The sequence below is a fragment of the Butyrivibrio sp. AE2032 genome, assembly GCF_000702965.1.
The window spans coordinates 420016-442125 of sequence record NZ_JNLF01000006.1 but is presented as its reverse complement, the minus strand read 5'-3'; the positions used below and the strand labels follow the sequence as shown (position 1 = coordinate 442125).

Here is a 22110-nt window from a genome sequence, read left to right as displayed (position 1 = left end):
AGGCGATCAGCTTGTAATGGACACCCAACATTGAGGCTACTAGCGTAGCAGCTTTTGTATGATGCAGCGATTGACTATGCTGACGAATTGGACGCAAAGAACGTTAAGCTTCAGGGCCAGACAGCTATTACAACGCAGACAGACTTAAATGATCTTACTACTGTAGGTAAACTACTACAAGTCTAGTACAAGTGTATATGTAACTAATGCGCCTACTGGTATTGCTTCAGAGCTTACAGCAATCTTCAGGACTGACCAGTAGAGAACGGATCTGACACTACAGACAAAGTAGTTCAGACTTTGTTTACTAATGATGGTAAGACCTACAAGCGTGGTTACAATGGAAGTACATGGAGTACATGGGATGAGCTTGCGAGCGCCGCTTCAGTATCTACAGTTAGAGACGCAGTAACAGACGTTGAAGAGACAATCGCACCGGTTGAGGCTTCAACTACTTTTGCAGCTGCTCACTCTATTGGAGATCAGTTTCTACCAGAGTGATGTTCTGTATGAAGCAATAGCGCCTATTGATATCGGTGATACTCTTACAGTCGGTACAAATGCTAAAGTAGCCGATACGGTTACAGAACAGATTGCGACGGTAAAGAGCGATTTAACGAATGAAGTAACAACAAGGGCAACACTTGGGGCGCATAACTTATTAGCATTGACAATAGCTAACTTGAAAACTCTTAATACTCATGGTAGTTGGGTAGGAAATGGTTTTTACTCATGATGGAGTTGCCTACACTGTCGATGTAGCAGACAGTGGATATGTTAAGAGTATTACTGCAAGCGGAACAGCAGGAACATACTCTTATATGTATTTATCAAGAACTGCTATTCCGCTTTATTTCAATAAGGGTAACTATATTTTAACAGGTTGTCCTAGTGGTGGAAGTCCAACAACCTATATGATTGCTAATAGCTATTACTACAATGGTACTTATGTTGATGGTGATAGAGATACAGGAAACGGCGATTCGGCATCTATTGTTAATGATGGCAGTAATTTCACAGGCTCTATTTCAATTTACGCAGCAGCAGGAAATGTAAATCTTGTATTTAAGCCAATGATTCGTGATGCAAAAGACACCGACCCAACATATCAGCCATACGCTAAGACTAATAGGGAGTTGACGGATTTATTAACTGTTATAGACTATTCCGCTGATGTTACTGCTGTTGCAGAAGAAGTAACCTATAATCAGTGGTCAAGCCAAGTCCCTCAAAATGGGGAATTTAGTACAAGTGAATTTAGTATTTTCTACTAGCGGTGCTATTGCGCAATATGATACGTTGTTTACACTGCCAAGCGCATTATTTTCATCAAGAAATAGCAGTTATAGAGTTTTAGCAACAACGGATTTTGGCAAGGGAGTAGCAGTTAATCCTATTACTGGAGTTGTTTCATTAAGTGAAGCAACAACAGCCGCTATTGCAAATGCAAGAATTTGTTGCACTTATATTATCTAATAACAATCGTACCGCAAGAGGTACAGTAAATTAAGAAAGCGAGGGAAATGTTATGTTTGCAGTAATTCAGTATGCTAATGGAGCGTTCACAGTAGTAGCAGAGGGATTCACAGATTTAGATTCAGCAAAAGTTAGTTTTTGGGGACAGTGCAGAGCACTTGTAAATGACAAGGCTACACTTCTTGCAAATGTGGCGATTGTCAATGACAAGATGCAGATTGTAGGTGGCTACACAGAGCAGATTATTCACACAGTAGAGCCGCAGGAACAGGGGCGAGTAATCTATGAGCAATTACGAAGATTTGAGAGAGCGAGAGCACGAATATATTAGGATTGGAGATATTCTTGAAAGATTCAAGAGGATTGATGAAGAATATAAAACATGAGCCTTGGACATTAGAGCAGATATTTTCAAATCTTAATATGCTCAGTTCAAAAGAATGATATAATCTTTATGCTTTTATGGGGAATAATTTGAAAGTGGCAACGTTCAGATTACACTCCCCATAAAGGCATATTTAAAACTATCTAATATAAGTTTTAAAGCCAAAATGTATAAAAAAATTTTTGGATTTTAGTCTTAAAAACTCTTTTTTGAGGTTTTGAATGAGTAATGATTATTATGACGGAATGTTGAAATATGAGCAAATTTGCGAAGAAATTCTTGTATCTTTAAACATTTCAGAGGATGCAAAGACCTTTATTCAAATTAAACTCTTGGATGAAGCTCAGAGGAAATTTGAATCTACTTTGGGAAAAGGAGTCATAAGGTAATCAATGAAAGAAATTGCATTTTTTGATTTGTGAGTTATGTATATTCCTGACATTTCTTAGTGTGGCAGATATTACACATGGATTTAGAAATATAATTTAGTTCGTAAAAGAGAAATTTCACGCATGAGAAAAGCTTACGAGTCACGGATAATTAATCTGTGATAGGGGGTGGCTTTTCGGAGTCACCCATTTACTCGCCAAAAATTTTGACGAGCTTTATCGAGTTATTTTCGAGTTAGATACGAATTAAAAACGAATTAAACTTTTTAAGCCAAAAAAGTAGCATTCATTTTTAGTTAAACGTTTGAAACAGGGTCTAAGTAAAACGAATTTAACTTACCAAACGAACGCACAAAATGAATTTAGCGAATGTGGTGGCGATAAGCCTTAAATGACATTCATACTATAAATGTGAATGTCGGCCACGACCAAAAAGAGAAATTAAACAAATGATCTATGGGGCAATTACCTGAAAGATGGTAGTTGCCTTTTTCTATGGGAGATTTACTATGAGAAATTCAACGATATTTTCAGGCATTATTGGACTTGTTGGAGCAGTGTTTACGACCATATTTGGGGGATGGACAGCCGGTATGACTACTCTAGTGTTGTTTTATGGGGATCGATTATATGTCTGGGCTTGTTGTTGCTGGTGTGTTCCAGAACAGTAAGAAGAGCGAAACAGGGGCTTTAGAGTCCTAAGGCTGGATGGAAGGGCCTTGCTAGAAAGTGCATGACTCTGTTTTTTGTCCTTATAGCATATCGCTTGGATCTTCTCTTGAATACAAATTATATCCGTGATGCAGTTGTAATCGGATTCTGTATGAATGAGTTAATTTCCATAGTAGAGAATGCCGGACTTATGGGACTGCCCTCTTCCGGCAGTAATGACTAAAGCATTGGAAGTATTGAAGAGTAAAGCTGAATTTGAGGAAGATGCCAATGAGTGAAGTTTTTAGGAATTGATGTAAGTCATTATCAGAAAACAATTGACTGGGCTAAAGTTGCAGCCTCCGGAAAACGGTTTGCTATCTTGAAGGCTATGTATGAAGCGCAGTCACATAGGAAGGATGAAACCTTCGAGGCTAACTACAAGGGCGCTGGGAATTATGGGATAGACAGGGGTGTGTATATCTTTATTGCTTCTGCTTCTATAGCTGATCCGGTAAAGGACGCTAAAGCTCTTTTGCAGCACCTTGATGGTAGAAAGCTTGAATATGGTATCTGGTTAGATTTAGAGTCAGATGTACTCAGGGCAAAGGGAAAAGAGTTTATTCGTAACCTTTGCTATATTTATGCTTATCATTTTACTATGGCTGGTTACTTTGTTGGTATCTATTGTAACCGTGACTGGTATCTAAATGTGATACATGATGATCTTAAAGCAGACTTTGACTTTTGGATTGCCAGATATTCCGGCTGGTGATAATGGATCCTATAACCCGGCGTCAACATTAAAACCTTCAGACTCCTATGCGGTAGCTTGGCAGTATTCCTCTAAAGGTAGTGTTCCAGGTATTCCAACAAAGTGTGACCTTGATGTGGACTATGACGGAATAACTAAGTTGGACTATAGGACTTCTTACAAGAAAAACATTAGTAAGATTGCCCTGGAAGTAATAGAGGATAAGTGGGGCGATAAGAACAGTGGTACCAACAAGAAAAGAACGGCTAGAAGCTGCCGGATATGATTATTCAGAAGTACAAAACAAAGTAAACGAGATACTTGCCAACAATTAAATACAGGAGATCATAAGTGAAACATTACCTAGAAGATATATCGCGCTCAGAGATAGAGCAAGCTATTGACGAGTGGATATTGAACAAAAGGGATAGGGAAATGTTAAAAAGGCGTCTTGTAGATGGCATAACCTATGAGGCGCTTTCTTATGAATTTGATTTATCTGTAAGGCATACAAAAACAATAGTCTATAAATGTGAAGAAAGACTATTCACGAAAATTGCACATAAATAGCACCTTTTGCATCATTTTAGTGTGTATTGGATATTGAGATAATTGTTATAAGGAGGACAGCTTATGTACCCTTATAACACCAATCAAAATCAACTATCTCAGTTATTACTCCAACAGGCAATACAACCACAGACAGCGCAGCAAATAATTGAAGTGACCGGAAGAAACGGAGCCAATGCTATAAGTTTGGGACCTAATTCCAGTGTGCTTGCATTAGACAATACAGCGCCGCTTGTGTGGCTTGTTAAGACGGATGGAGCCGGTTATAAAACGTTGGTGGCCTATGATATTAAGCCCCACGAAGAAGAGAAGCCGGTGGACCATTACAAAGACCTGGAAGATCGTATAAGCAAGTTGGAGGAAACAGTCAATGCTAAACAATCCAATACTACAAATGCTAGGCGGAAGTCAGAATCCGCAGAGTAACATAATGATGCAAGCTGTAGGAGCCATGTTAAGAGGTGAAACGCCTCAGTCCTTCTTACAGAATCTTGCAAAGTCAAATCCAGAGCTTCAGAGCTTGGATTTAAGTAACCCTAGTCAGGCAGCGGAAAAACTCTATGCCGACAAAGGACAGGACATAAACAGCGCTAAATCTTCCATTATGGATAGAGTAAGCGCATTTATGAAAAAGTAAATCATACTTGCAAGGTGATTAAATAAAAATCTAAAGAAGGAGGACAATACAATGTCAGAAGGCGGATCATTCATGAGTTCAGATTGGCTTGGTGCTTTTCTAATCATTGCTATTCTGTTTGGTGGTGGTTTTGGCGGTTTTGGCGGTGGTAATGCTGCCGCACTTGCTGGATATGCCACTGTTCAGGACGTAAACCAGGCAGTAGACAATCAGGCAACTCAGACAGGACTTAGAGACGTTCTTTTAAGTTCTGCTAATAACAACTATGAGACAGCAAGGCTTGTTAGCGAACAGACAATGGGCCTGATGAACCAGAACAACACAAATCTGATTAACGCTATTCAGGGATTTAATAGCGTATCTCAGCAGATAGCAAATCAGACTAATGTTCTTGGATCAAAACTCGATCAGCTTGGTTTCCAGATGGAGTCATGTTGCTGCAGTATTAAGACTCTCATTAAGGATAACCAGATTGCAGACCTTACGAACCAGCTTAACAATGCTAACAATGTTGCGGTTAATTCTGCACAGAGTCAGTACTTGCTTTCACAGATGGGTAAGTGGGTTGCAAATGCTCCGGCGGCTACAACCTGAAAGGGGATAGCTTATGGAAATCATAAAGCAAATATCAGAAAAGATCGACGAAGAATTACACGACGCTGAAAAGTATATCAAATGCGCTTATAAGGTTGACGAACAATACCCCCAATTAGCAGATGTGTACTACAAGCTTTCATTGGAAGAAATGAACCACGTAACAATGCTACATGATGCAGTTGTCAGGATCATAGATGAGTATAAGCAGCGTAACGAGGTCCCAAGAGAAATGCAAATCTTGTATGACTATCTGCATGATCGTCAAATCAAGTGGGCGGCAAAGATAAAAAGTAAGCAAGAACAATTCAAATAAGGTAACTAGGGCGGTACTTGAAGGTATCGTCCTTTTTATATGCAAAAAAGGAGGAAATGAAAATGCCTAACCCTAATATTATGTTTGAAAGCGCAGACACAGGAGGAAGAACAAGCGGAACGAAAGCTGCTGGCTCCAAGTCTAAAGGTGGAAAGAAAACAGTAGACCTTCAGAGACAGTATGCTGGAATAAACCTTTATCCGGAGTCAACCGGCAATTCTGGTGGCGGCTATAGTGATGATGGCGGCTATAGTGGTGGCTATGATGGTGGGGATGATGGAGATTATGGTGGAGATTCCGGATCTTCTTTTGACTGGGCTGCTTATTATGCAGAGCTTCAGAGACAGGCACAGGAAAGGGCTAATGCAGCGTATGAAAGAAATATGCAGCGTATTGCAGACGCTTATGGATCCGCTGCTGGTAGTCTAAGTGGTAACTACAATTCAACAGTAAGCCGTCTCAATGCCGCTAGAGATAAATCTATGGGTGACGTTAATACGGACGCTGAGAAATCTTTACAGCAAGCTTACATCAACAATATGCTGACAAGAAAGAACCTCAATCAGAGACTTTCTGCTATGGGATATAACGGTGGTGCTACTGAGACAACAATGGCGCAGCTTGAAAACAACTATGGCAATTCAAGGACCGGAATAAACGAGACCCTTAACAAGAACATTTCCGATCTAAATATGTCCTATGGTGATAACCTGGCTGCGGCAGAACAGAGTTATAACAATGCAAAGGCTAATCTGGATCTTCAGAGAATGCAGCTTGAAATGCAAGCAGAGAATCAGAGGAATAACGCTATTGATAGTGCAATTTCAGCAAACATGAGTATAGATAGTGGTTATGCTTCAGCTCTTCAGGCAGCATTAGCAAAACAGGCTAGTTATACGTATGATCCTACAGTGGCTACAAATGACTTTGTTCCAGGACAGGCACAACAGGCAGAAGGCGCAGCACAGGGCGGCAACTATGCTAAATGGCTTGCACAGGCTCAGTTACAGGCTTCACAGGGCGCTAGTGCTAGTACAATTCAAAACAATCTTTTCAATGCTGTAAGAAACGGACAGCTTGATATCGACTCACTTTACAATATTCTTTCACAGTTAAGGTCAGCTTAAACGCTGGCCTTTTCTTTTTAGGGGGTCAAAATGGCTAAACAGTCAATGAAACAGCAGATATACCAGTCAATAGCAAATAGTCAGGTAAAACAGGTAATGGCTCAGAAGCGTGAACAGGAGATTGCACAGCTTCAGGCTCAGTTTAATGCCTGGAATAAGCAACAGGACGAGAAGGCCGCTTTACAAGCAGCTTATGATGAGTGGAACGCTACTAATCCTATAGAACAGCCTACAGTAAATCAGATTAAAGCTGAGAACACAACTGCGCAGAGAATCCCTTCTTTAGCTGACTCACAGCCTAAGAAGCGTGAACAGACTGAAATGGAGAAGCATATTGCTGAAGTAACTAAACAGGCAAAGGAAAAGAGGCTCCGTGAAAGAGAGCAGAAGTTACAGCAACTTGAACAGATAGAGGCTTCTAAGAAGTCAGGAAAAACAGAAAAGAAGGCTGATCTTGAAGGTTACTTTAGACAGCAACAGGAAGAGAATATCCTTGCTAGTCCTAAGAAGGTTACTAACAATGCTGAGAAGTGGTTATCGCCAGACTATAAGCTTACTGACGAAGATAAGAAGGCCGCTAAAGCGTATGCACAGGCTGAACTACAGAAGCTTGATTATGACTCTAACAAGAAGCCTATCCTTAAGACTCCTGAAGAGAGACAGCATTATGCTGATATGGTAAATCTTCTGAATAAGACTAATGCTTTTACTAATGCTATGGAAGGGGTTATAAAACAGCCGGCAGCATTAGGAAGAGCAGTAAGGGACGCTGGAAGGAATGTCACAAATCAGATTACCGGACTTGGCGCTGCCCTTGGAGATAAGTTTGGTCTTACTGAAGGTGCTACAAAGAGGCACAATGATAAGGTTGCAGAGAGAGACGCATTCTACAAGCAGAATGATGAGGCTATGAGACAGGCCCTTGCTAATGCTAAGACTCAGAATCCGCTTGCTACAACAGCCGGTGAAATCGGGGGACAAGTTGGTATGTATATGCTGACTAATCCGGCATTTGACGCTTTAGGTGCTACTGCTGGACTTGGTAAGGCTGGAAGCTTTGCACTCAATCAGGTAGGACAGAACGCCCAGGATCTTGCACTTGATACCATCCCTATGTTGAATGACTATCTGGAAGGTGGTGTAACCAATGAAGAGCGCAAAGAGCTGTTAAAGAATATCGGACTTAACGCTGCTGGAAACCTTGCTATGGGTGCTGCTGGTGAAGGTATTAGCGCACTTGCAAAGAACCAGACTGCAAAGAAGGCCGCCAATGAAGCTTTCAGGGCTAATGCTTTGGAAGGTGCTGATAAGTTAGCTAAGCTTGCAAATATGGAAGACGTTGATAACGTTGTGAGAAATGCAACAAAACAGGCTGAAGAGGCAGCACAGAACATTGAAAATCTGTCTAAACAGTATCCAGTAAGTGAAATCGCTTCTTTCGAAAATGCGGATAATAACTTCTATAAGATACCAGATGATATAAAAAATATAGCTGCCAATAATATGTCTGATGTAAAAAACATGGACTCGGTAGCCACAGTAAAAGGACAACTCTTTAAAGGTGAAGGATCCTTAATAGATAAAGTATCTGCTTTCTTTAATTCAAGGGGTGGTAAAGCTCATAACGATTTACTGGGAGACGTTGATTTAACAAGAAGAGGAGTTAAAGACAGCATTAGTCACAATAAGCTGACTAGACGAAAAGTAGATGCGTTTGCGGCAGTTCCGGACGTAATTGAAAAAGGCAAGGTTGTGGCTTATGAGCCAAACTGGAAGGGGCGTAATTATGATACAGCATTGATTGTAGCGCCTACAAAAGTTGAAAATCCGGATGGAAGTGTAGAGGATTTTATCACAGGAGTAATTGTTCGTAGAGATAAAGGAACACAGAGATTTTATACACATGATGCGGTTTCCATAAATAGAAAAGAGCTATCATTGGAGACCGGTACTCCATCACAAGGACAGAACACTCGGGGCGATAGCTCTTTTTCTGTCTATAGCATACTACGGAAGTTAGCCGACGACAAGGCTTCTATCCCTGAAAATGCTAAAATTTCTGTTAATCCTTTGGAAAATATCTCGGAGGAGGCAGCAAAGACAATAGAAAATGCTGCAAAATCGCAGCCAAATTATGATCCAGAAGTACAAGAAAAGTTGTTATCTGACTTTGAAGAGATTTATAACGGCATGGATAATATGAATAGGGCTGCAATAAATTCCGGAGACGCAAAGGCTATAGAGAAGTTTGAAAAGCTTCAGAAGGCAGTATTTGATTATGAAAATACAATCTGGAAGAACGGAGATCCTAGCGATATAAACAAAGCTAAGAAGGCTGCAGATGCAGCTAGACAAGGCTTTATCCGCCAGATGAAAAAGATTGATCCTAGTTATACCGGAGATTTAACAGGCACAAAGCTTGGTAATGCTGAATATAGGATCCCTAAAGGCGTTTCAGATGCAGAAGCGGAAGAGTTGGTTAATGATTGGGTAAAACAGGATATTGATAACCCTAACCGTTTTGTCGAGGACGTAAGCAAGCGTAATAAGGGTAACACAAAGAAGGTAGAAGGTGCTAATCCTTTACAGTTTTTTGCTGAAGAAGCAAAGCCAGATATCAATGAGACTATTCGCCAGGCAAACAAAAACATTCTTAACGGTCAACTTCAGGCTAATGCTGAAATGCAGCGACTTCTTAAAGACGAAGATTTCTTAGCACAAGCTACAGAAAATGCAAGACAGTCTGGACAACGTTTAATGAATCCGGAAGACGATATAAGGCGATTGTCCGGAGAAAGAGCTTATTATGAAAAAAGGCTTGATGCAAACAAAACAGCCGGAGAAAAAGAAGACGAAGCTTTAGACGCACTTACTAATTATGTAAACAGCCAGCGTAACGGTGGTGGAAGCAATACTCCACCTAGAAGGCCAGTAAGTGAAACGCCTACTGAGGACATAACTCCTACGCAGCCTAGAAGTGGCGGACCTACTCCGCCAAGCGGTGGAAATGGTGAAATTCCTCCTGAAAGATGGGCAACTTCTAAGTTTAGAACGAACACTGCTGAAAAACTTGGCTATGCCGATAATATGCCTTTAAGGAATTATGCTTACAGAGTTTACAGTGAGGCAGAACAGAAAGCAGATGCAATAGCACGTTATCAGGACAGTTTGGACGTTGCACAGGATCTTCTTAATAAAGGCTATGATGATTTTGACGAAGTAGATATTAAAGCAGCCTTTAGTAAGATGCAAGAATTACAAGACGCTGGGGATAGAGCTTCACTAAGAATGCTTGATAGACTGGGACAGAAAACTGCTGCAGTACAGAGGCAGAGTGGACGAGTTGTTCAGGCTTCAGCTGAGTTTACAAGAAATACCCTTGGCGGCGCTTTAGAAGATGCACACAGGGCACAGGACGATCTTATACTTGAACCTTGGAGATCCAGAAATGTAAAGGCAAGGGAAGGTAATAGTCGTATTGCTAAAGCCTTGGCTGATATGGGACATAAACCAAACTCAAAAATCAGACCAGAGCTTACGCACGATCAAATTAAAAATGGTGTCATAGCAGAGCTTAACCGGGAAGTGGGAAGTGTAGAAAAATATTTCAATGATAATGACATTGAGTTTCTTACACAGCTTGCAGAAGATAAGTCTATCCCAGTCTGGCAGATTACAAGTGAGATTGAGCATAAGCTTAATACTGGTAATTGGTATACTTTGGATGAGAGTATTGACATTCCAAAACCAACTAACAGAAAGCTTCAGAATGCCTTAAATTCACTTGTTACTGAGCAGATAAGGGCAGAGAAGCCAGCGCCTACACTTAAGCAGATTATTGATGAAGTTAGGAGCACTTTAGGTAAAGAGTCTGCAGATTTTGACGGACAATTTGATGATAATGATATAGAGTATCTTGCTAATCTTATCAACAATGGTGCCACAAAGGAAGAACTTGCACAGGCCCTTGACCTTAAGATGGCTACTGGAAGTTTTGGAATATCTGACGAGACACTTCAAGAAGTTAATAATATTTTCAAGCAGATATCTAACTACGATTCTAACAGTAAGCAATTTGTAGAAGGACAGGCAGAGGCGTATAGGCTGTTGGCAAATGAGATTGTCCCAGACGCTACACCTTTAGAAAAGTTTGAAGCTTGGCGTTACCTGGCTATGCTTGGAAATCCTAAGACAATGCTACGCAACTTTGTTGGAAACCAGACTTTTGGTGCAGTCACAGGAATATCTAACAATGTGGCTGCTATAGCTGAAGCTGGAATAGACAAGGCAAGTAAAGCACTTGGCGGAAATGGCATACAGAGGACAAAGAGCGTACTTAATCCTATTAGTGATAGTGGCCTTATTAAAGCTGCTGCTGAAGATGCAGACGCAAGTAGATACAGACAGATTATAGGATCTAAGTATGAAAAGATGGATAAGGACGCACTGAGGCAATCTAGAAGTGTATTCAAATCTAAACTTGCACAGCTTTATGAAAAAGTTACTGACGCTGGAATTAGTGATTACCAGGCTGTTAAGAATAAGTTTTCAACTTCCCTTGCTGGATATTTGAAGGCTAATGGATATGATACAAATATCTTTAAAGCAGAGGAAGAGTTAGCAAGACTTAAAGGTTTGCGTGAGACAAGGCTGTTGTCAGATGCAGAAAACCAGGCAATCAAGGATCTTACTAAAGACGTAGAAGCACTGGAAAAGGCTAGAGATTATGCTTTGAAACAGGCTGAATATGCAACCTTCCATGAGGACAATGACGTTGCAAAGCTTCTTACAAAATGGTCCAGAGATGCAAGAAATAGTGATAATAAGGCTGCAAAAGCTTTAGGGTACATTATTGAAGGAACTGTACCATTCAAGAAGACACCGGCAAACGTACTTAAAAGTGGCTTAGAGTATTCGCCTTTAGGAGCTATTGACAGCATAAAACAGACAGGAAAGTTGATCTATGAGAATACCGGTAAAAGAGCTGGCAATCTTGCAGACACCTATCTGAATAGTAGGGGTAAAGAAGTAACTAAGACCTTGGCTTCTGATGTTATAGATAGCTGGGCTAAAACTCTTACTGGAACTGGACTTACAGCTTTAGGATTCTATCTGTATAACAAGGGCATACTTCATTCAAGTGATCCCGACACAAAATATCAAGACCAGTTAGAAGGACACCAGAATTATGCCATAGAAATTAACGGAAAGTCTTATACTATTGACTGGGCCGCACCTACTGTAATGCCTTTGATGGTCGGTGCTGAAATTGCTAAGTTGTGGGATTCTACCGGAAAGGGTGATGAAGACTTCTTAAATAATATTGATGATTACGTTGCGGCAGCTAATAGGATTGCTGATCCGTTAGTTGAAACTTCTATGTTGTCAGGCGTAAAAGATACGCTGGAAACAGCCGCTAACGCAGCACAGTATAACGAGAACCTAAATATCCCGGCCTTGGTAGCGTACAATGCCCTTACTGGATATGCAACACAGGGCGTACCCACAATAGCCGGACAAGTAGCTAGGACTATTGATCCTACAAGAAGATCTACATATACGGACAAGGAAGGCGTTGCCGGAGTGCTTGATAAGCAGCTCAAAAAGCAAATGAACAAGATCCCTGGATTGTCTATGCTTAATCAGCCTTATGTTGATACTTACGGTAGAGAGCAACAGAACAGTCCATTTAATAATGCTGCTGGCAATCTGGCTTATCAAATGTTTAGTCCCGGCTATTTATCAGATATCAATGAGACAGAGGCCGACAGGATAAGCCGTGAAGCTTATGAGATTGGAAAGTCTGAAAGTACACTTCCGGAATGGCAGTCAAAGTTTAAGGACGCTGAAGGAAATAGAGTATCACCAGAGGAATATACAAAAGCAGCTAGAGCTTATGGTGAGGCGGAATACTCTATTAGAGAAGCACTTGCTAATGACGAATGGTTTAATGGCCTTGAAGATCCAGCAAAGGAAGAGATAGTTAAAGAAATCAATACTATTTCTAAACACGTTGGTAATGCTGCCATTGATCCGGAATATAGTAAGGATTCAGCTGCTTATAACGCCTATAAAGATGGTGGCATTGATGGACTTCTAGATTACTACAAAGGCAAACAAGCCAAGTCAGTCGCAAAGGAAAGCGGTTTTAGTTCAACTTCTAATGCTTCAAAATCTATTCAAGCTGATGTTGAAGCCGGTAATATGGACGCTGCACAGGAGAAGATAGATGCAGCTACATACTTACAAAATAATGGATTAACTAAGCCGGGTCCTTCATACACTTACTACAATGCACAAGAGAAGATCCCAAGCCTTACACCTGAAGAGTTTACAAAAACCTACAAGGCTATTGATTCAAATGGCAATCAGGGTATAACTCAGGACGAGCTTATCAACTACTTGGATAAAAGTAAGGTAAGTGAGACAGAAGGTAAGAAGCTTTGGAGTGCTTATGGTAGTAGTAAATGGAAGGCAATTCCAAAACTTGAAAATGGCACTTGGAAAAAGGGCAAGTAACAAAGAAGAGGTAGGGGAGCAATCCTCTACCTCTATTTTCATTTCATGATTCATTTCATGAAAATGATATGGGGTAGCCGAAAAGGTGCATAAATAGGCATTTTACTTTTGTGCTTGAACACAATGGAAATATTGACAAACATAGATAAATACTGGGTTTGTATCAATTCTGCTACGGGTTCGACTCCCGCCTAATCCACTCTTGAAAGCCGCTAATCATGCGGCTTTTAGATTTTCATTTCATATTTCGTTTCATGTTTTCAAAGTAATTATTCATTTTGTTGGCGTAGCCTTCATCTACGGACATGATAGGTTTTTGGTAATGTTCTTTCATTACCTGGGATCCTTCACGCCAGCCGCCAAGGTGAGCCAATGTAGTTTCGCTCATACCCATAGCAACAGATATACTAGCAAAGTAGACTCTGAGATCATGGAAGCGTATCTCAACGCCTACTTTTTTCTTTAGGTTGTAAAAGTTGGTTCCTATGCTTCCGGGTGTGAGGTTAACTATATATTCGTCTGGATTGCCTTTTCCGATCAATTCCACTTCAGACTCAGATAAAAATATTGTCCTATTAGACACTTCTGTTTTAGGTATTTCTTTGTGGACCCATGTTTTACCATCAGCGGATTTAACTACGTCAGAGTGAATATAAAGGGTGTTCCCTTTTAAGTCACCATACTTAAGCCCGGAGATTTCACCGCGCCTTAAACTATGGAATGCAGCCAATGAGATTGCAATTTTCATCTTGTGGTTAGCATTGTTATATAGGGCTGTGATTTGCTCGTTTTCAGGGGCAAATTTGCGCTTTTTAGGGTTGGACGGTAAATGTATCACAAAGTTTTTATCAACGCCACAAAAGGTTAATACAGTGCGTAAAAGGCCGTATGTGTTTTTGACTGTTTTAGGGGATAGTCCCTGATCCACCAGGTAAGATATATAAGACTGTAAATCGTTGGAAGTTAGCTTGCGGATCTTAAGATGATTGATTGTTTCAAAACGTTTAGAGTCTTTAGTATATCCATAGATGGTAGAAGGGGAGAGTACGTTTTTATTAGCTTCCAGGTAATTGGAAACAGCTTGTCCTATTGTGATATCTTCTGTGCGCCTTTTGTCGATATCAGCTTTATATCTGGCAGCCAACACTTCAGCTTCACGTTTGCTGGAAGCTGTAAACGATTCATATATTTGTTTTCCGGTAGAGTCTGTATGTGAATATACTCTGACATTCCAGGATCCGGAAGGGAGTTTCTTAGCTTTAGCCATTATTATTTCCTTCTATTTGTCCTTTAGCTCTGCAAGGGCAAGTCAATAACTGGTTTAACAACATACTATTAGAATCCATTAACTGATCTATGCGTTTGTCCTTTAGTGATATCTGTTCCCGGCAAAAAGCTATTCTTCTTTCAAAGTTGTCACGTTCTTTATCTAGCTTTTCATGGTACTTTAGCTTTTCTTTTGCTAAATTATTGGATAATTCCTCGTTTTTCTTTTCCAGGTCTTCTATGAGCTGGATTTTATACTTAAGAAGTGACTTCATGGCCTGAACGTCCATGTTGTCAGTGTCCTCTATAGTCTCAATATCAAGTAGTGCTTTTGCTATTGGCCTGATCGTCTCTTCGTACTTAAAAGAACTGTTCTCGGAACCTTCAGCGAACAGCCGTGAAAGAGTAGACTTAGATACGAAATCCCCTTGTTTTTCCATAATGTCAAGGATATCGCCATATGATAGTCCCTTTTCTTCGCGTACCTCTTTTAGTTTCAAAATGATCTCTTTGGTGTTCGACATATGTTCTACCTCTTGAACAGCGTTTCGATATTTGGAACTTTTTTTAATGATATTTCAATGCTAATATTTCACAAGAAGGGAGCGCTGCTATATAAAGTGCTTGTCCGGAGCAACATAGTAGTGCTTCCTTCCCCTATCCCCCCGGGTTATTCTTTATTTTTGAAAGTATTTAACATATTGATTGCAAGCTGGATTTGATTTTCATTACAGTCTTTAGCTGCAGCCAGCAACAGTCTCATGTTTTTATCAGATAGTAATGGCAAATATTTATTGTAAGGAGGTCTTAAAACAATACGAATAGTGCCGTCTTCGTTCTTAACTGTAAACTGATAAAGCGTTGATACGTGCTTCCTTGTATCTTCGGTAGTCCTGTGTGCTGCGTTGCTTGTGGATAAAACTATATCGGGATCTAGTTTTGAGAAAACAGTATCAAAATCAGAATGTACACCTTTAGCTACTTTGTTAATTGTTTCGATAGTTGGCGTAGGAGCTGCGCCGTTTGTGCCTTTGTTGTTTATTAAATTATAGGTGTAGGCCTTGCTGATGCCGCTATCTCTAATAAATTCGTTTACAGTGTGTTCTTCTAAATATTCTTTGATGATATCGCCTAATGTCATGGTATTTCCCTTTCCAATACTTTGATGCGTCCATTATAACAGACACGTATAAAAAAATAAAGTCCACAGTAGTTGACAACGCATGGAAACCGTAGTAGACTATGAATAGTTCATGGTAGTAGACACTAGATTTAGTAGTACAGGAGGATGAAAAAAGTGACTAAGTACAAAATAAAGGCTAGAAGAGAAAAGCTTAAAATGAGCCAGATTGAGCTTTCTAAGCGCAGCGGCGTATGTCGCGCAACATTGTCTCTTTTGGAAAATGGTGCGGACATAGACGTTAAAGTATCTACTTTAGATGCTATTGCAAAGGCTTTGAAATGTTCACCGGCTTCTTTATTTTGCGTTGAAAGTCTACAAGAGTAGATTCGATAAGGTTTACAAGAGGTAAAAGAACATGGACGAGATAGAGAAGAGATTAAACAAGCTAACACAAAGGATGATCTTTTGGAACTCAGTAATATCGCTGGTAATCATATTAGCTACTGCGTTTTTGATTATTACTTGAAAGAAGGAGAGGCAATGGTTAAGACCAAAAACACCATAAAATTCATGCTTAAGCAGTATATGTTGAGCAACTACATTGAGTCTTTCCGGGATCTGGCAAAGGAAACAGGAATTGATTATCAAACTTTACTAGATCATATAGCAAGGCCAGAGCTTTTCAGACAATGGGAAATCAAAGTATTAGACGAGGTGCTTAAGTTTAACGACGAGGATTTATTAAAACTTATAAGGGGATAAGAGGAAATGAAAAAAGCAATTATGGGGGTTCTATTGGGAGTGGCAATTCTATGCTACCCCGTCACAGCTCACGCTAATTCTATGAGCTATATTCCCACGCAAGAGGAAACAAATATACCGACAGACATATATCAGTACTGCGAGATAGTCGGAAACGAATTTAATATCTGCCCTGAATTGTTAATGGCCCTAGCTGAAAGGGAAAGCCGTTGTAATCCAACAGCGACTAATGGAAGCTGTAAAGGTCTTATGCAAGTATCGGTAAACTTTCATAAAGATAGGTTTATAGATATGGGCTGGAGTCCGGAAGACTGGGATGATCCCTACAGAAACGTATATGTTGCCGGTGATTACTTACACGACCTTTTCGAGGATTACGAAGACGCAGCGACAGTACTTATGGTGTATCACGGAGAGTCAAATGCAGTAAGCAAGGGACAGTCTGGCAACATAAGCAAGTATGCACAGGGCATATTGCAACGATCCTACGAACTCGAACGAGTTCATGGAAAATAAAAGACCATGCTGCTAACATGGTCCGGGATTGGATAAAGCCGCTTCTATTCTTAGGTCGAATTGGCACTTGTCCAACTCCTAGTATATCAAAAAAGGAGGAAAAATCAATGTTTGATGCAACAACAACACAGGCAATTCGCCACAAAGCAGCGCTGGATCTTCTGAGGATGAAGGCCGCTTCTCAAATGTGCATGGGGAAGACAACTTGCACACTTGACGAGAAGGACGTTCAGGAGATTTTGATTGTCGCTGGAATGACAATGGATAGAGAAGTGGAGGTAATGTGATGGAAAACTATTTCCTGGTATTAAATGCAATAGACGTAACAGGTAAGACTGAGAAAAAGGGCAATCTTACTTATCTTAGTTGGGCGTGGGCTTGGGGTGAACTTAAAAAGAAGCACCCTGACGCATTCTATACCATCTATGAGAATAGCGAAGGATGGTTTTATCACACAGACGGTAAAACAGCTTGGGTTAAGACTGGTGTTACAGTCAATGGCCTTGAACACATAGAGTATCTTCCAGTCATGGACTATAGGAATAACTCTATTCCGGCAGATAAGATCACCAGTACTGATGTTAATAAGACCATTCAGAGAAGCTTAACTAAGGCTGTAGCAAGACACGGTTTAGGACTTTATATCTACGCCGGAGAGGATCTTCCGGAAGACTTAAGATCCGAGGACGAGAAGGCCTTTGATAAGAAGGTAGAAGACGATAAGAAGGCTATTATCTCTAAAAAGGACCAGGCCATTCTTGAAAACATGGTTAAGTCTAAGGGATATGCAGTAAATGAGATTTTCCCTAAAGGACTTGCTATCACAGGGGAGCAGTATACACAGGCCCTTGAAACTCTGAAGACTCTTAAAAAGAAGGGTGAGTAATGGAGACTTTTACCGGGAAACCAATAGACATTATCAGCTATTTGATGGTGGCAGAGAATAAAGAAGCTTTATATGATTTATCGCTGCATAAAGAGGCTAAAAAGAGGTCTTTATCAGCCAATAACTATTTCTATGCACTGATTACTAAAATCGCTGAAAAGCTGAAAATATCGCTAAATGAGGTACACAATCAAATGCTTTCCAGATATGGCTATCCGGAATATATAGACGACAAAATTGTGTACTTCATCCTTCCGGACAAAGTAGACGTAAACAAGCTGGAAGGGGTCCACCTAAAGCCTACATCAAAAACACAAGTTTTAGATAATGGGGATCTTAACAGAGTCTACATAGTAATGCGTGGAAGTCATACCTATAACACGGTGGAAATGGCAAGGCTTATAGATGGTGTTATTGGAGAAGCAAAGGAATTAGACATAGAGACTATCACCGTTACTGAGAGAGACAAAATGTTAGAGCAGTGGGGGAAAGCTTATGAAAAGCATAATTCCAGGAGATAACGAGTATTGCTATCTGTGCAAAAATCTTGGCTTCAAAAATCGTGGTTACGAAGTACATCACATGATCTTTGGAACTGGGAAGAGAAAACTGGCTGATGAAGACGGATTGACCGTTCATTTGTGCAGTCTTCACCACCGTATGTTGCATGATCGTGGAGACTACAAAAGGGATCTCCAAGAGAAGGCACAGGAAACATGGATGAAGCATTACAACGGAACTAAGGAAGACTTTATAAGAAGATATGGGATCTCATATCTTTAAGGGTTGCGACACCCTGGCGACAGCCTAAAAGAAACTACTCCGGAAGTCTAAGGAATTTATCACAATCTATCAGACTTTTGCAGCGCCCTTGTCTTTATCAGGGGCAAGGGCAGAGAGGAGGTTATATGAGAGTGGAAGAAGTGTTTTTCCCTATTCCACCAATAGCAAAGGGAAGACCAAGACTAACACGCTATGGACAGGCTTACACTCCAAAGAAGACTAAGGATTATGAGAAGGCTATAGCGGAACACTTTAAGGGGCTGGATATCAAAATGTTCAAAGGCCCTATACAGATAAAGTTAGTATTCCAAATGCCAATACCGAAGAGCTTTACCAACAAGCAAAGAGGACTGATCCGGGAAGGTTTTATGAAGCATGAAAAGAAACCGGATCTTGATAACCTGGCTAAAGCAGTATTAGACGCATTGAACGGAATTGCTTATGAGGACGATTCCAAAATAACCGGATTGTTTTTAGTAAAGAGATACAGCAACTTTCCGGGAACAACAATGACTATAAGGGAGGACGACACTTAATGTTTATTGATAATCTAGGCATTCACCATGAAGGGGTTGTATTTATTCCTGATGATGCAGTGCTGGAAGAATGTTTCAAAGTACGAGTGTTGAAGATTGTAAATAACAACTACAAGGTTGTTGGAGAAGAGTTTTTCCCTATGTTCCCTGAAGATGATCGGATTATGTGGTGTATAGCTCGTTATAAAGGGACGCAAGCTGTAGTTGAGAAGGTTTACTGGATAGACAGTATTCCTTTTGCAGATGGGGGCGAAGAAGAGGATGGCAATTTATAGAAATATCAGTATGACATTTTGGACTGATTCCAAAATATCAGACACGTTTACTCCGGAAGATAAATATTTCTATCTGTATCTTCTGACAAATGAGCATACTAATCTTCCAGGGTGTTATGAGATCAGTATTAAAAGAATGTCTGTTGATACTGGCTACACTCAGGAGGTTATACAAAAACTTATTGAACGCATGGAAAAAGTCCACGACGTTATCAGATACAATCCAGAGACTAAAGAAGTATTGCTGCTTAACTGGGGTAAGTATAACTGGAATAAATCTCCAAAGCTTAGAAAGTGCGTAGAAGCACAGATAAAGTACATAAAAAGTTCTGAGTTTAAGGCTTATGTGGAAAGTATTTTCTATGAAAAGGATATGGTATCTATACCATATGTATATGGTAGCGATACATCTGTATCTGTATCTGTATCTGTATCTGATTCTGTATCTGTATCTGATAAGCCAAAAAAGAAATCAAAGTACGGAGAATTTAAGCACGTACTTTTAACTGATGATGAATATAAAAGGCTTATAGATGATTACGGAGAGTCGGCAGTCTTAAAAGGTATTGAGAAGGTAGATAAGTACATTGAGAAGTCTGGAAAGAAATATAAGAACCACAATCTTGTATTAAGAGATTGGGGCATAGATAGCCCAAAGATAGTAAAAGCTAAAGTGGCAGAAATAGATCCTGAAGAAGAGGCACGGCAGAAAGAATGGCTGGAAGGTTTCCATGACGCATGAGCTTATATGAGTTTAACCCGGATGATGCAAGAGCCTTTGCCAAGTCTCAGGGCATACAAGTGAAAGAAAGAGGCGACGAAATCCATTTTAAGAAGTGCCCCTATTGCGGAAATACCACTAACGACAAGTACACCTTTGCAATAAACAAAAGAAGCGGAATGTATAAGTGCTTACGTGCTGGCTGTGGCGCTTCTGGAAACATGATTACTTTAGCCCAGGACTTTAACTTCTCTTTAGGTAGTGAGATCGACGAATACTACAGACCAAAGAAAGAGTATAAGAGCTTTAAGAAACCGGAGAAGATCATCCCAAAGGCACCAGCTGTTAAGTATCTGGAAAGCCGGGGCATATCTGAAGCAGTTGCTAAGAGATACGAGATTACTAATCAGACTGACAAGCCAGATATCTTAGTGATTCCGTTTTTGGATCCTGATAACACAATGGCCTTTATCAAATACAGAAATACGAAGTTTAACAAAGATAAAGACCAAAACAAGGAGTGGTGTGAAGCCGGAGGCAAACCGATTCTGTTCGGAATGGCCCAGTGTAACACGGACAACAAAACGCTGATTATTACTGAAGGGCAAATGGATAGCTTGTCTGTAATAGAGGCCGGATATGAAAACGCTGTAAGTGTTCCAAATGGCTGTAATGGTTTTACGTGGGTTCCTTATTGCTGGGACTGGATCCAGAACTTCACCACAATAATTGTGTTTGGAGACTATGAAAAAGGTCACATGACTTTGCTGGATGATATCAAGCGAAGATTTAAACAAACAATAAAGCACGTTAGATATGAGGATTACAAGGACTGTAAGGACGCTAACGCAATCCTTCAGAAGTACGGCAAGGATCAGATAAAAGTCTGCATAGATAATGCACAGGCTGAGCCAATAAAGCATATAAGGGATCTAAGCGAAGTTGAAGTTATAAACCCTTATGACATACCAAAGATAAAAACAGGGATAAGGCAGCTTGACGCATTGTTAAAAGGTGGCCTTCCTATAGGAGGAGTAACCCTTATAACTGGAAAGGCTGGAGAAGGTAAGAGTGTACTTGCTTCACAGATAATGTTGGAGGCTAGAGATCAGGGGCATAAGGTATTTGCTTATTCTGGAGAACTAACAGACACAGCTTTTAAGGCGATAGCTATGTTGCAAGCCGGAGGAAGTCACTGTTATAAGTATCAGTCATTGAGTGGGTATGACGGGTATACGTTGTCGGAGAATAACCAGGTACTCATAGATAACTGGATGAAAGGGAATATTTATATCTATGACGATAGTATTGTTCAAGACGAAGAGGAAACAACGACATTAACAAAGCTTATCGAAGATACCGTGAATAGTTGCGGAGTTGATTTTGTAATCATAGACAATCTTATGACAGCTTTAGAACTAGAAGAGAACACTGAGCAGTCTAAGTACGATCAACAGAGTACATTTGTAAAACGATTGGCAAGGTTAGCAAGGACATTAAATATCGTTATAGTCCTGGTGGCACACATGAGGAAGAACAACAGCAATAGAAACGGAAACGACGAAGTTGCTGGAAGCAGTGATATTACTAATCTTGCGTCAATAACTCTGATGTATGAAAAGGACGATCAACTTAGCACTACGCAGAGAAGCCTTAAAGTCTGGAAAAATAGATTGTTTGGATATACCAATACAGAAGGTTTTGTAATGGACTATGACGAGAGATCTAAAAGGATATATTCCTATGGGGATAACCCTAACAAAGATTATTCCTGGTATATCCCAGTATTTGAACAGGCGACAGAGCTTCCATTTGAGGTATGAA

27 protein-coding genes are annotated in these 22110 nt (G+C 40.2%); 24 read left to right on the top strand and 3 right to left on the bottom strand.

Annotated features, from left to right (window positions below):
* Positions 1-300: 300 nt before the first annotated feature.
* The 13 genes from BO18_RS35275 (at position 301) to BO18_RS30285 (ending at position 13418) form a co-directional block, all read left to right on the top strand.
* A complete protein-coding gene (locus BO18_RS35275) occupies positions 301-501 on the top strand; it encodes a hypothetical protein (protein ID WP_185752642.1) in 201 nt (66 codons plus the stop codon).
* 218 nt (positions 502-719) lie between these two features.
* Positions 720-1274 (top strand): hypothetical protein, encoded by a 555-nt coding sequence (locus tag BO18_RS30335; protein WP_034452509.1) that lies wholly within the window; start codon positions 720-722, stop codon positions 1272-1274.
* On the top strand, positions 1252-1476 hold the full coding sequence (locus tag BO18_RS35270) for a hypothetical protein (protein WP_185752641.1): 225 nt from the start codon (positions 1252-1254) through the stop codon (positions 1474-1476). Before BO18_RS30335 ends, BO18_RS35270 begins: the two co-directional genes overlap by 23 nt.
* A 606-nt stretch (positions 1477-2082) precedes the next feature.
* A complete protein-coding gene (locus tag BO18_RS35265) occupies positions 2083-2250 on the top strand; it encodes a hypothetical protein (RefSeq protein WP_185752640.1) in 168 nt (55 codons plus the stop codon).
* Positions 2251-2983: 733 nt separating this feature from the next.
* Positions 2984-3145, top strand: coding sequence for a phage holin family protein (locus BO18_RS36550; protein WP_334291236.1), 162 nt, complete (start codon positions 2984-2986; stop codon positions 3143-3145).
* A gap of 51 nt (positions 3146-3196) precedes the next feature.
* Positions 3197-3676, top strand: a complete 480-nt coding sequence (locus tag BO18_RS30320; protein ID WP_034452505.1) for a glycoside hydrolase family 25 protein — start codon at positions 3197-3199, stop codon at positions 3674-3676.
* Positions 3677-3897: 221 nt separating this feature from the next.
* A complete protein-coding gene (locus BO18_RS36680; RefSeq protein ID WP_185752639.1) occupies positions 3898-3990 on the top strand; it encodes a hypothetical protein in 93 nt (30 codons plus the stop codon).
* 16 nt (positions 3991-4006) lie between these two features.
* A complete protein-coding gene (locus BO18_RS30315) occupies positions 4007-4225 on the top strand; it encodes a hypothetical protein (protein ID WP_034452431.1) in 219 nt (72 codons plus the stop codon).
* A gap of 63 nt (positions 4226-4288) precedes the next feature.
* Positions 4289-4651, top strand: a complete 363-nt coding sequence (locus tag BO18_RS30310) for a hypothetical protein (protein WP_034452429.1) — start codon at positions 4289-4291, stop codon at positions 4649-4651.
* 262 nt (positions 4652-4913) lie between these two features.
* Positions 4914-5456, top strand: coding sequence for a hypothetical protein (locus BO18_RS30300; protein WP_034452426.1), 543 nt, complete (start codon positions 4914-4916; stop codon positions 5454-5456).
* A gap of 13 nt (positions 5457-5469) precedes the next feature.
* Positions 5470-5772 carry a hypothetical protein gene (locus BO18_RS30295; RefSeq protein ID WP_034452425.1) on the top strand — a complete coding sequence of 101 codons (303 nt, stop codon included), beginning with the start codon at positions 5470-5472 and terminating at the stop codon, positions 5770-5772.
* Positions 5773-5834: 62 nt separating this feature from the next.
* On the top strand, positions 5835-6899 hold the full coding sequence (locus tag BO18_RS30290; RefSeq protein WP_034452424.1) for a hypothetical protein: 1065 nt from the start codon (positions 5835-5837) through the stop codon (positions 6897-6899).
* A 30-nt stretch (positions 6900-6929) separates the two neighbouring features.
* Entirely contained in the window at positions 6930-13418 is a 6489-nt protein-coding gene (locus BO18_RS30285; protein WP_034452423.1) for a hypothetical protein, read from the top strand.
* 235 nt (positions 13419-13653) lie between these two features.
* Here BO18_RS30285 and BO18_RS30280 read toward each other — a convergent pair whose 3' ends face one another.
* The 3 genes from BO18_RS30280 to BO18_RS30270 form a co-directional block, all read right to left on the bottom strand.
* Positions 13654-14685: a tyrosine-type recombinase/integrase gene (locus tag BO18_RS30280; RefSeq protein ID WP_034452504.1), complete on the bottom strand. Its 1032-nt coding sequence runs from the start codon at positions 14683-14685 to the stop codon at positions 13654-13656.
* Complete coding sequence (locus tag BO18_RS30275; protein ID WP_034452503.1) at positions 14678-15208, bottom strand: hypothetical protein; 531 nt, start codon at positions 15206-15208, stop codon at positions 14678-14680. Before BO18_RS30275 ends, BO18_RS30280 begins: the two co-directional genes overlap by 8 nt.
* Positions 15209-15354: 146 nt before the next feature.
* On the bottom strand, positions 15355-15825 hold the full coding sequence (locus tag BO18_RS30270) for a hypothetical protein (RefSeq protein ID WP_034452501.1): 471 nt from the start codon (positions 15823-15825) through the stop codon (positions 15355-15357).
* A 156-nt stretch (positions 15826-15981) separates the two neighbouring features.
* Between BO18_RS30270 and BO18_RS30265 the strand changes: the two genes are divergently transcribed.
* The 11 genes from BO18_RS30265 (at position 15982) to BO18_RS30215 (ending at position 22109) form a co-directional block, all read left to right on the top strand.
* Positions 15982-16191: a helix-turn-helix domain-containing protein gene (locus BO18_RS30265; RefSeq protein WP_034452620.1), complete on the top strand. Its 210-nt coding sequence runs from the start codon at positions 15982-15984 to the stop codon at positions 16189-16191.
* Positions 16192-16272: 81 nt separating this feature from the next.
* Positions 16273-16569 (top strand): hypothetical protein, encoded by a 297-nt coding sequence (locus BO18_RS30260; RefSeq protein ID WP_185752638.1) that lies wholly within the window; start codon positions 16273-16275, stop codon positions 16567-16569.
* 6 nt (positions 16570-16575) lie between these two features.
* Positions 16576-17085 (top strand): transglycosylase SLT domain-containing protein, encoded by a 510-nt coding sequence (locus BO18_RS30255; RefSeq protein ID WP_034452497.1) that lies wholly within the window; start codon positions 16576-16578, stop codon positions 17083-17085.
* A gap of 107 nt (positions 17086-17192) precedes the next feature.
* The gene (locus BO18_RS30250; protein WP_034452495.1) at positions 17193-17372 is read left to right on the top strand and encodes a hypothetical protein; all 180 of its coding nucleotides are present in this window, start codon (positions 17193-17195) and stop codon (positions 17370-17372) included.
* Positions 17372-17971: a Sak single strand annealing protein gene (locus BO18_RS35390; RefSeq protein ID WP_051689320.1), complete on the top strand. Its 600-nt coding sequence runs from the start codon at positions 17372-17374 to the stop codon at positions 17969-17971. Before BO18_RS30250 ends, BO18_RS35390 begins: the two co-directional genes overlap by 1 nt.
* On the top strand, positions 17971-18492 hold the full coding sequence (locus tag BO18_RS30240; protein ID WP_051689319.1) for a hypothetical protein: 522 nt from the start codon (positions 17971-17973) through the stop codon (positions 18490-18492). Before BO18_RS35390 ends, BO18_RS30240 begins: the two co-directional genes overlap by 1 nt.
* Positions 18467-18754 (top strand): hypothetical protein, encoded by a 288-nt coding sequence (locus BO18_RS30235; protein ID WP_051689318.1) that lies wholly within the window; start codon positions 18467-18469, stop codon positions 18752-18754. Before BO18_RS30240 ends, BO18_RS30235 begins: the two co-directional genes overlap by 26 nt.
* Before the next feature lie 125 nt (positions 18755-18879).
* Entirely contained in the window at positions 18880-19290 is a 411-nt protein-coding gene (locus BO18_RS30230; RefSeq protein WP_034452493.1) for a RusA family crossover junction endodeoxyribonuclease, read from the top strand.
* Positions 19290-19565, top strand: coding sequence for a hypothetical protein (locus tag BO18_RS30225; protein ID WP_034452492.1), 276 nt, complete (start codon positions 19290-19292; stop codon positions 19563-19565). Before BO18_RS30230 ends, BO18_RS30225 begins: the two co-directional genes overlap by 1 nt.
* Positions 19552-20307 (top strand): hypothetical protein, encoded by a 756-nt coding sequence (locus BO18_RS33840; protein ID WP_051689317.1) that lies wholly within the window; start codon positions 19552-19554, stop codon positions 20305-20307. Before BO18_RS30225 ends, BO18_RS33840 begins: the two co-directional genes overlap by 14 nt.
* Positions 20304-22109, top strand: coding sequence for an ATPase domain-containing protein (locus BO18_RS30215; RefSeq protein ID WP_034452490.1), 1806 nt, complete (start codon positions 20304-20306; stop codon positions 22107-22109). The genes BO18_RS33840 and BO18_RS30215 overlap by 4 nt, the downstream gene beginning before the upstream one ends.
* Position 22110 lies beyond the last annotated feature (1 nt).

Bases quoted from the DNA above. Each gene is read 5' to 3' on its own strand.
- BO18_RS30335 (WP_034452509.1), top strand. From the start codon at position 720: ATGGTTTTTACTCATGATGGAGTTGCCTACACTGTCGATGTAGCAGAC.
- BO18_RS35265 (WP_185752640.1), top strand. From the start codon at position 2,083: ATGAGTAATGATTATTATGACGGAATGTTGAAATATGAGCAAATTTGC.
- BO18_RS36550 (WP_334291236.1), top strand. From the start codon at position 2,984: ATGACTCTGTTTTTTGTCCTTATAGCATATCGCTTGGATCTTCTCTTG.
- BO18_RS30310 (WP_034452429.1), top strand. From the start codon at position 4,289: ATGTACCCTTATAACACCAATCAAAATCAACTATCTCAGTTATTACTC.
- BO18_RS30300 (WP_034452426.1), top strand. From the start codon at position 4,914: ATGTCAGAAGGCGGATCATTCATGAGTTCAGATTGGCTTGGTGCTTTT.
- BO18_RS30295 (WP_034452425.1), top strand. From the start codon at position 5,470: ATGGAAATCATAAAGCAAATATCAGAAAAGATCGACGAAGAATTACAC.
- BO18_RS30290 (WP_034452424.1), top strand. From the start codon at position 5,835: ATGCCTAACCCTAATATTATGTTTGAAAGCGCAGACACAGGAGGAAGA.
- BO18_RS30285 (WP_034452423.1), top strand. From the start codon at position 6,930: ATGGCTAAACAGTCAATGAAACAGCAGATATACCAGTCAATAGCAAAT.
- BO18_RS30280 (WP_034452504.1), bottom strand. From the start codon at position 14,685: ATGGCTAAAGCTAAGAAACTCCCTTCCGGATCCTGGAATGTCAGAGTA.
- BO18_RS30275 (WP_034452503.1), bottom strand. From the start codon at position 15,208: ATGTCGAACACCAAAGAGATCATTTTGAAACTAAAAGAGGTACGCGAA.
- BO18_RS30270 (WP_034452501.1), bottom strand. From the start codon at position 15,825: ATGACATTAGGCGATATCATCAAAGAATATTTAGAAGAACACACTGTA.
- BO18_RS30255 (WP_034452497.1), top strand. From the start codon at position 16,576: ATGAAAAAAGCAATTATGGGGGTTCTATTGGGAGTGGCAATTCTATGC.
- BO18_RS30250 (WP_034452495.1), top strand. From the start codon at position 17,193: ATGTTTGATGCAACAACAACACAGGCAATTCGCCACAAAGCAGCGCTG.
- BO18_RS35390 (WP_051689320.1), top strand. From the start codon at position 17,372: ATGGAAAACTATTTCCTGGTATTAAATGCAATAGACGTAACAGGTAAG.
- BO18_RS30240 (WP_051689319.1), top strand. From the start codon at position 17,971: ATGGAGACTTTTACCGGGAAACCAATAGACATTATCAGCTATTTGATG.
- BO18_RS30235 (WP_051689318.1), top strand. From the start codon at position 18,467: ATGAAAAGCATAATTCCAGGAGATAACGAGTATTGCTATCTGTGCAAA.
- BO18_RS30230 (WP_034452493.1), top strand. From the start codon at position 18,880: ATGAGAGTGGAAGAAGTGTTTTTCCCTATTCCACCAATAGCAAAGGGA.
- BO18_RS30225 (WP_034452492.1), top strand. From the start codon at position 19,290: ATGTTTATTGATAATCTAGGCATTCACCATGAAGGGGTTGTATTTATT.
- BO18_RS33840 (WP_051689317.1), top strand. From the start codon at position 19,552: ATGGCAATTTATAGAAATATCAGTATGACATTTTGGACTGATTCCAAA.
- BO18_RS30215 (WP_034452490.1), top strand. From the start codon at position 20,304: ATGAGCTTATATGAGTTTAACCCGGATGATGCAAGAGCCTTTGCCAAG.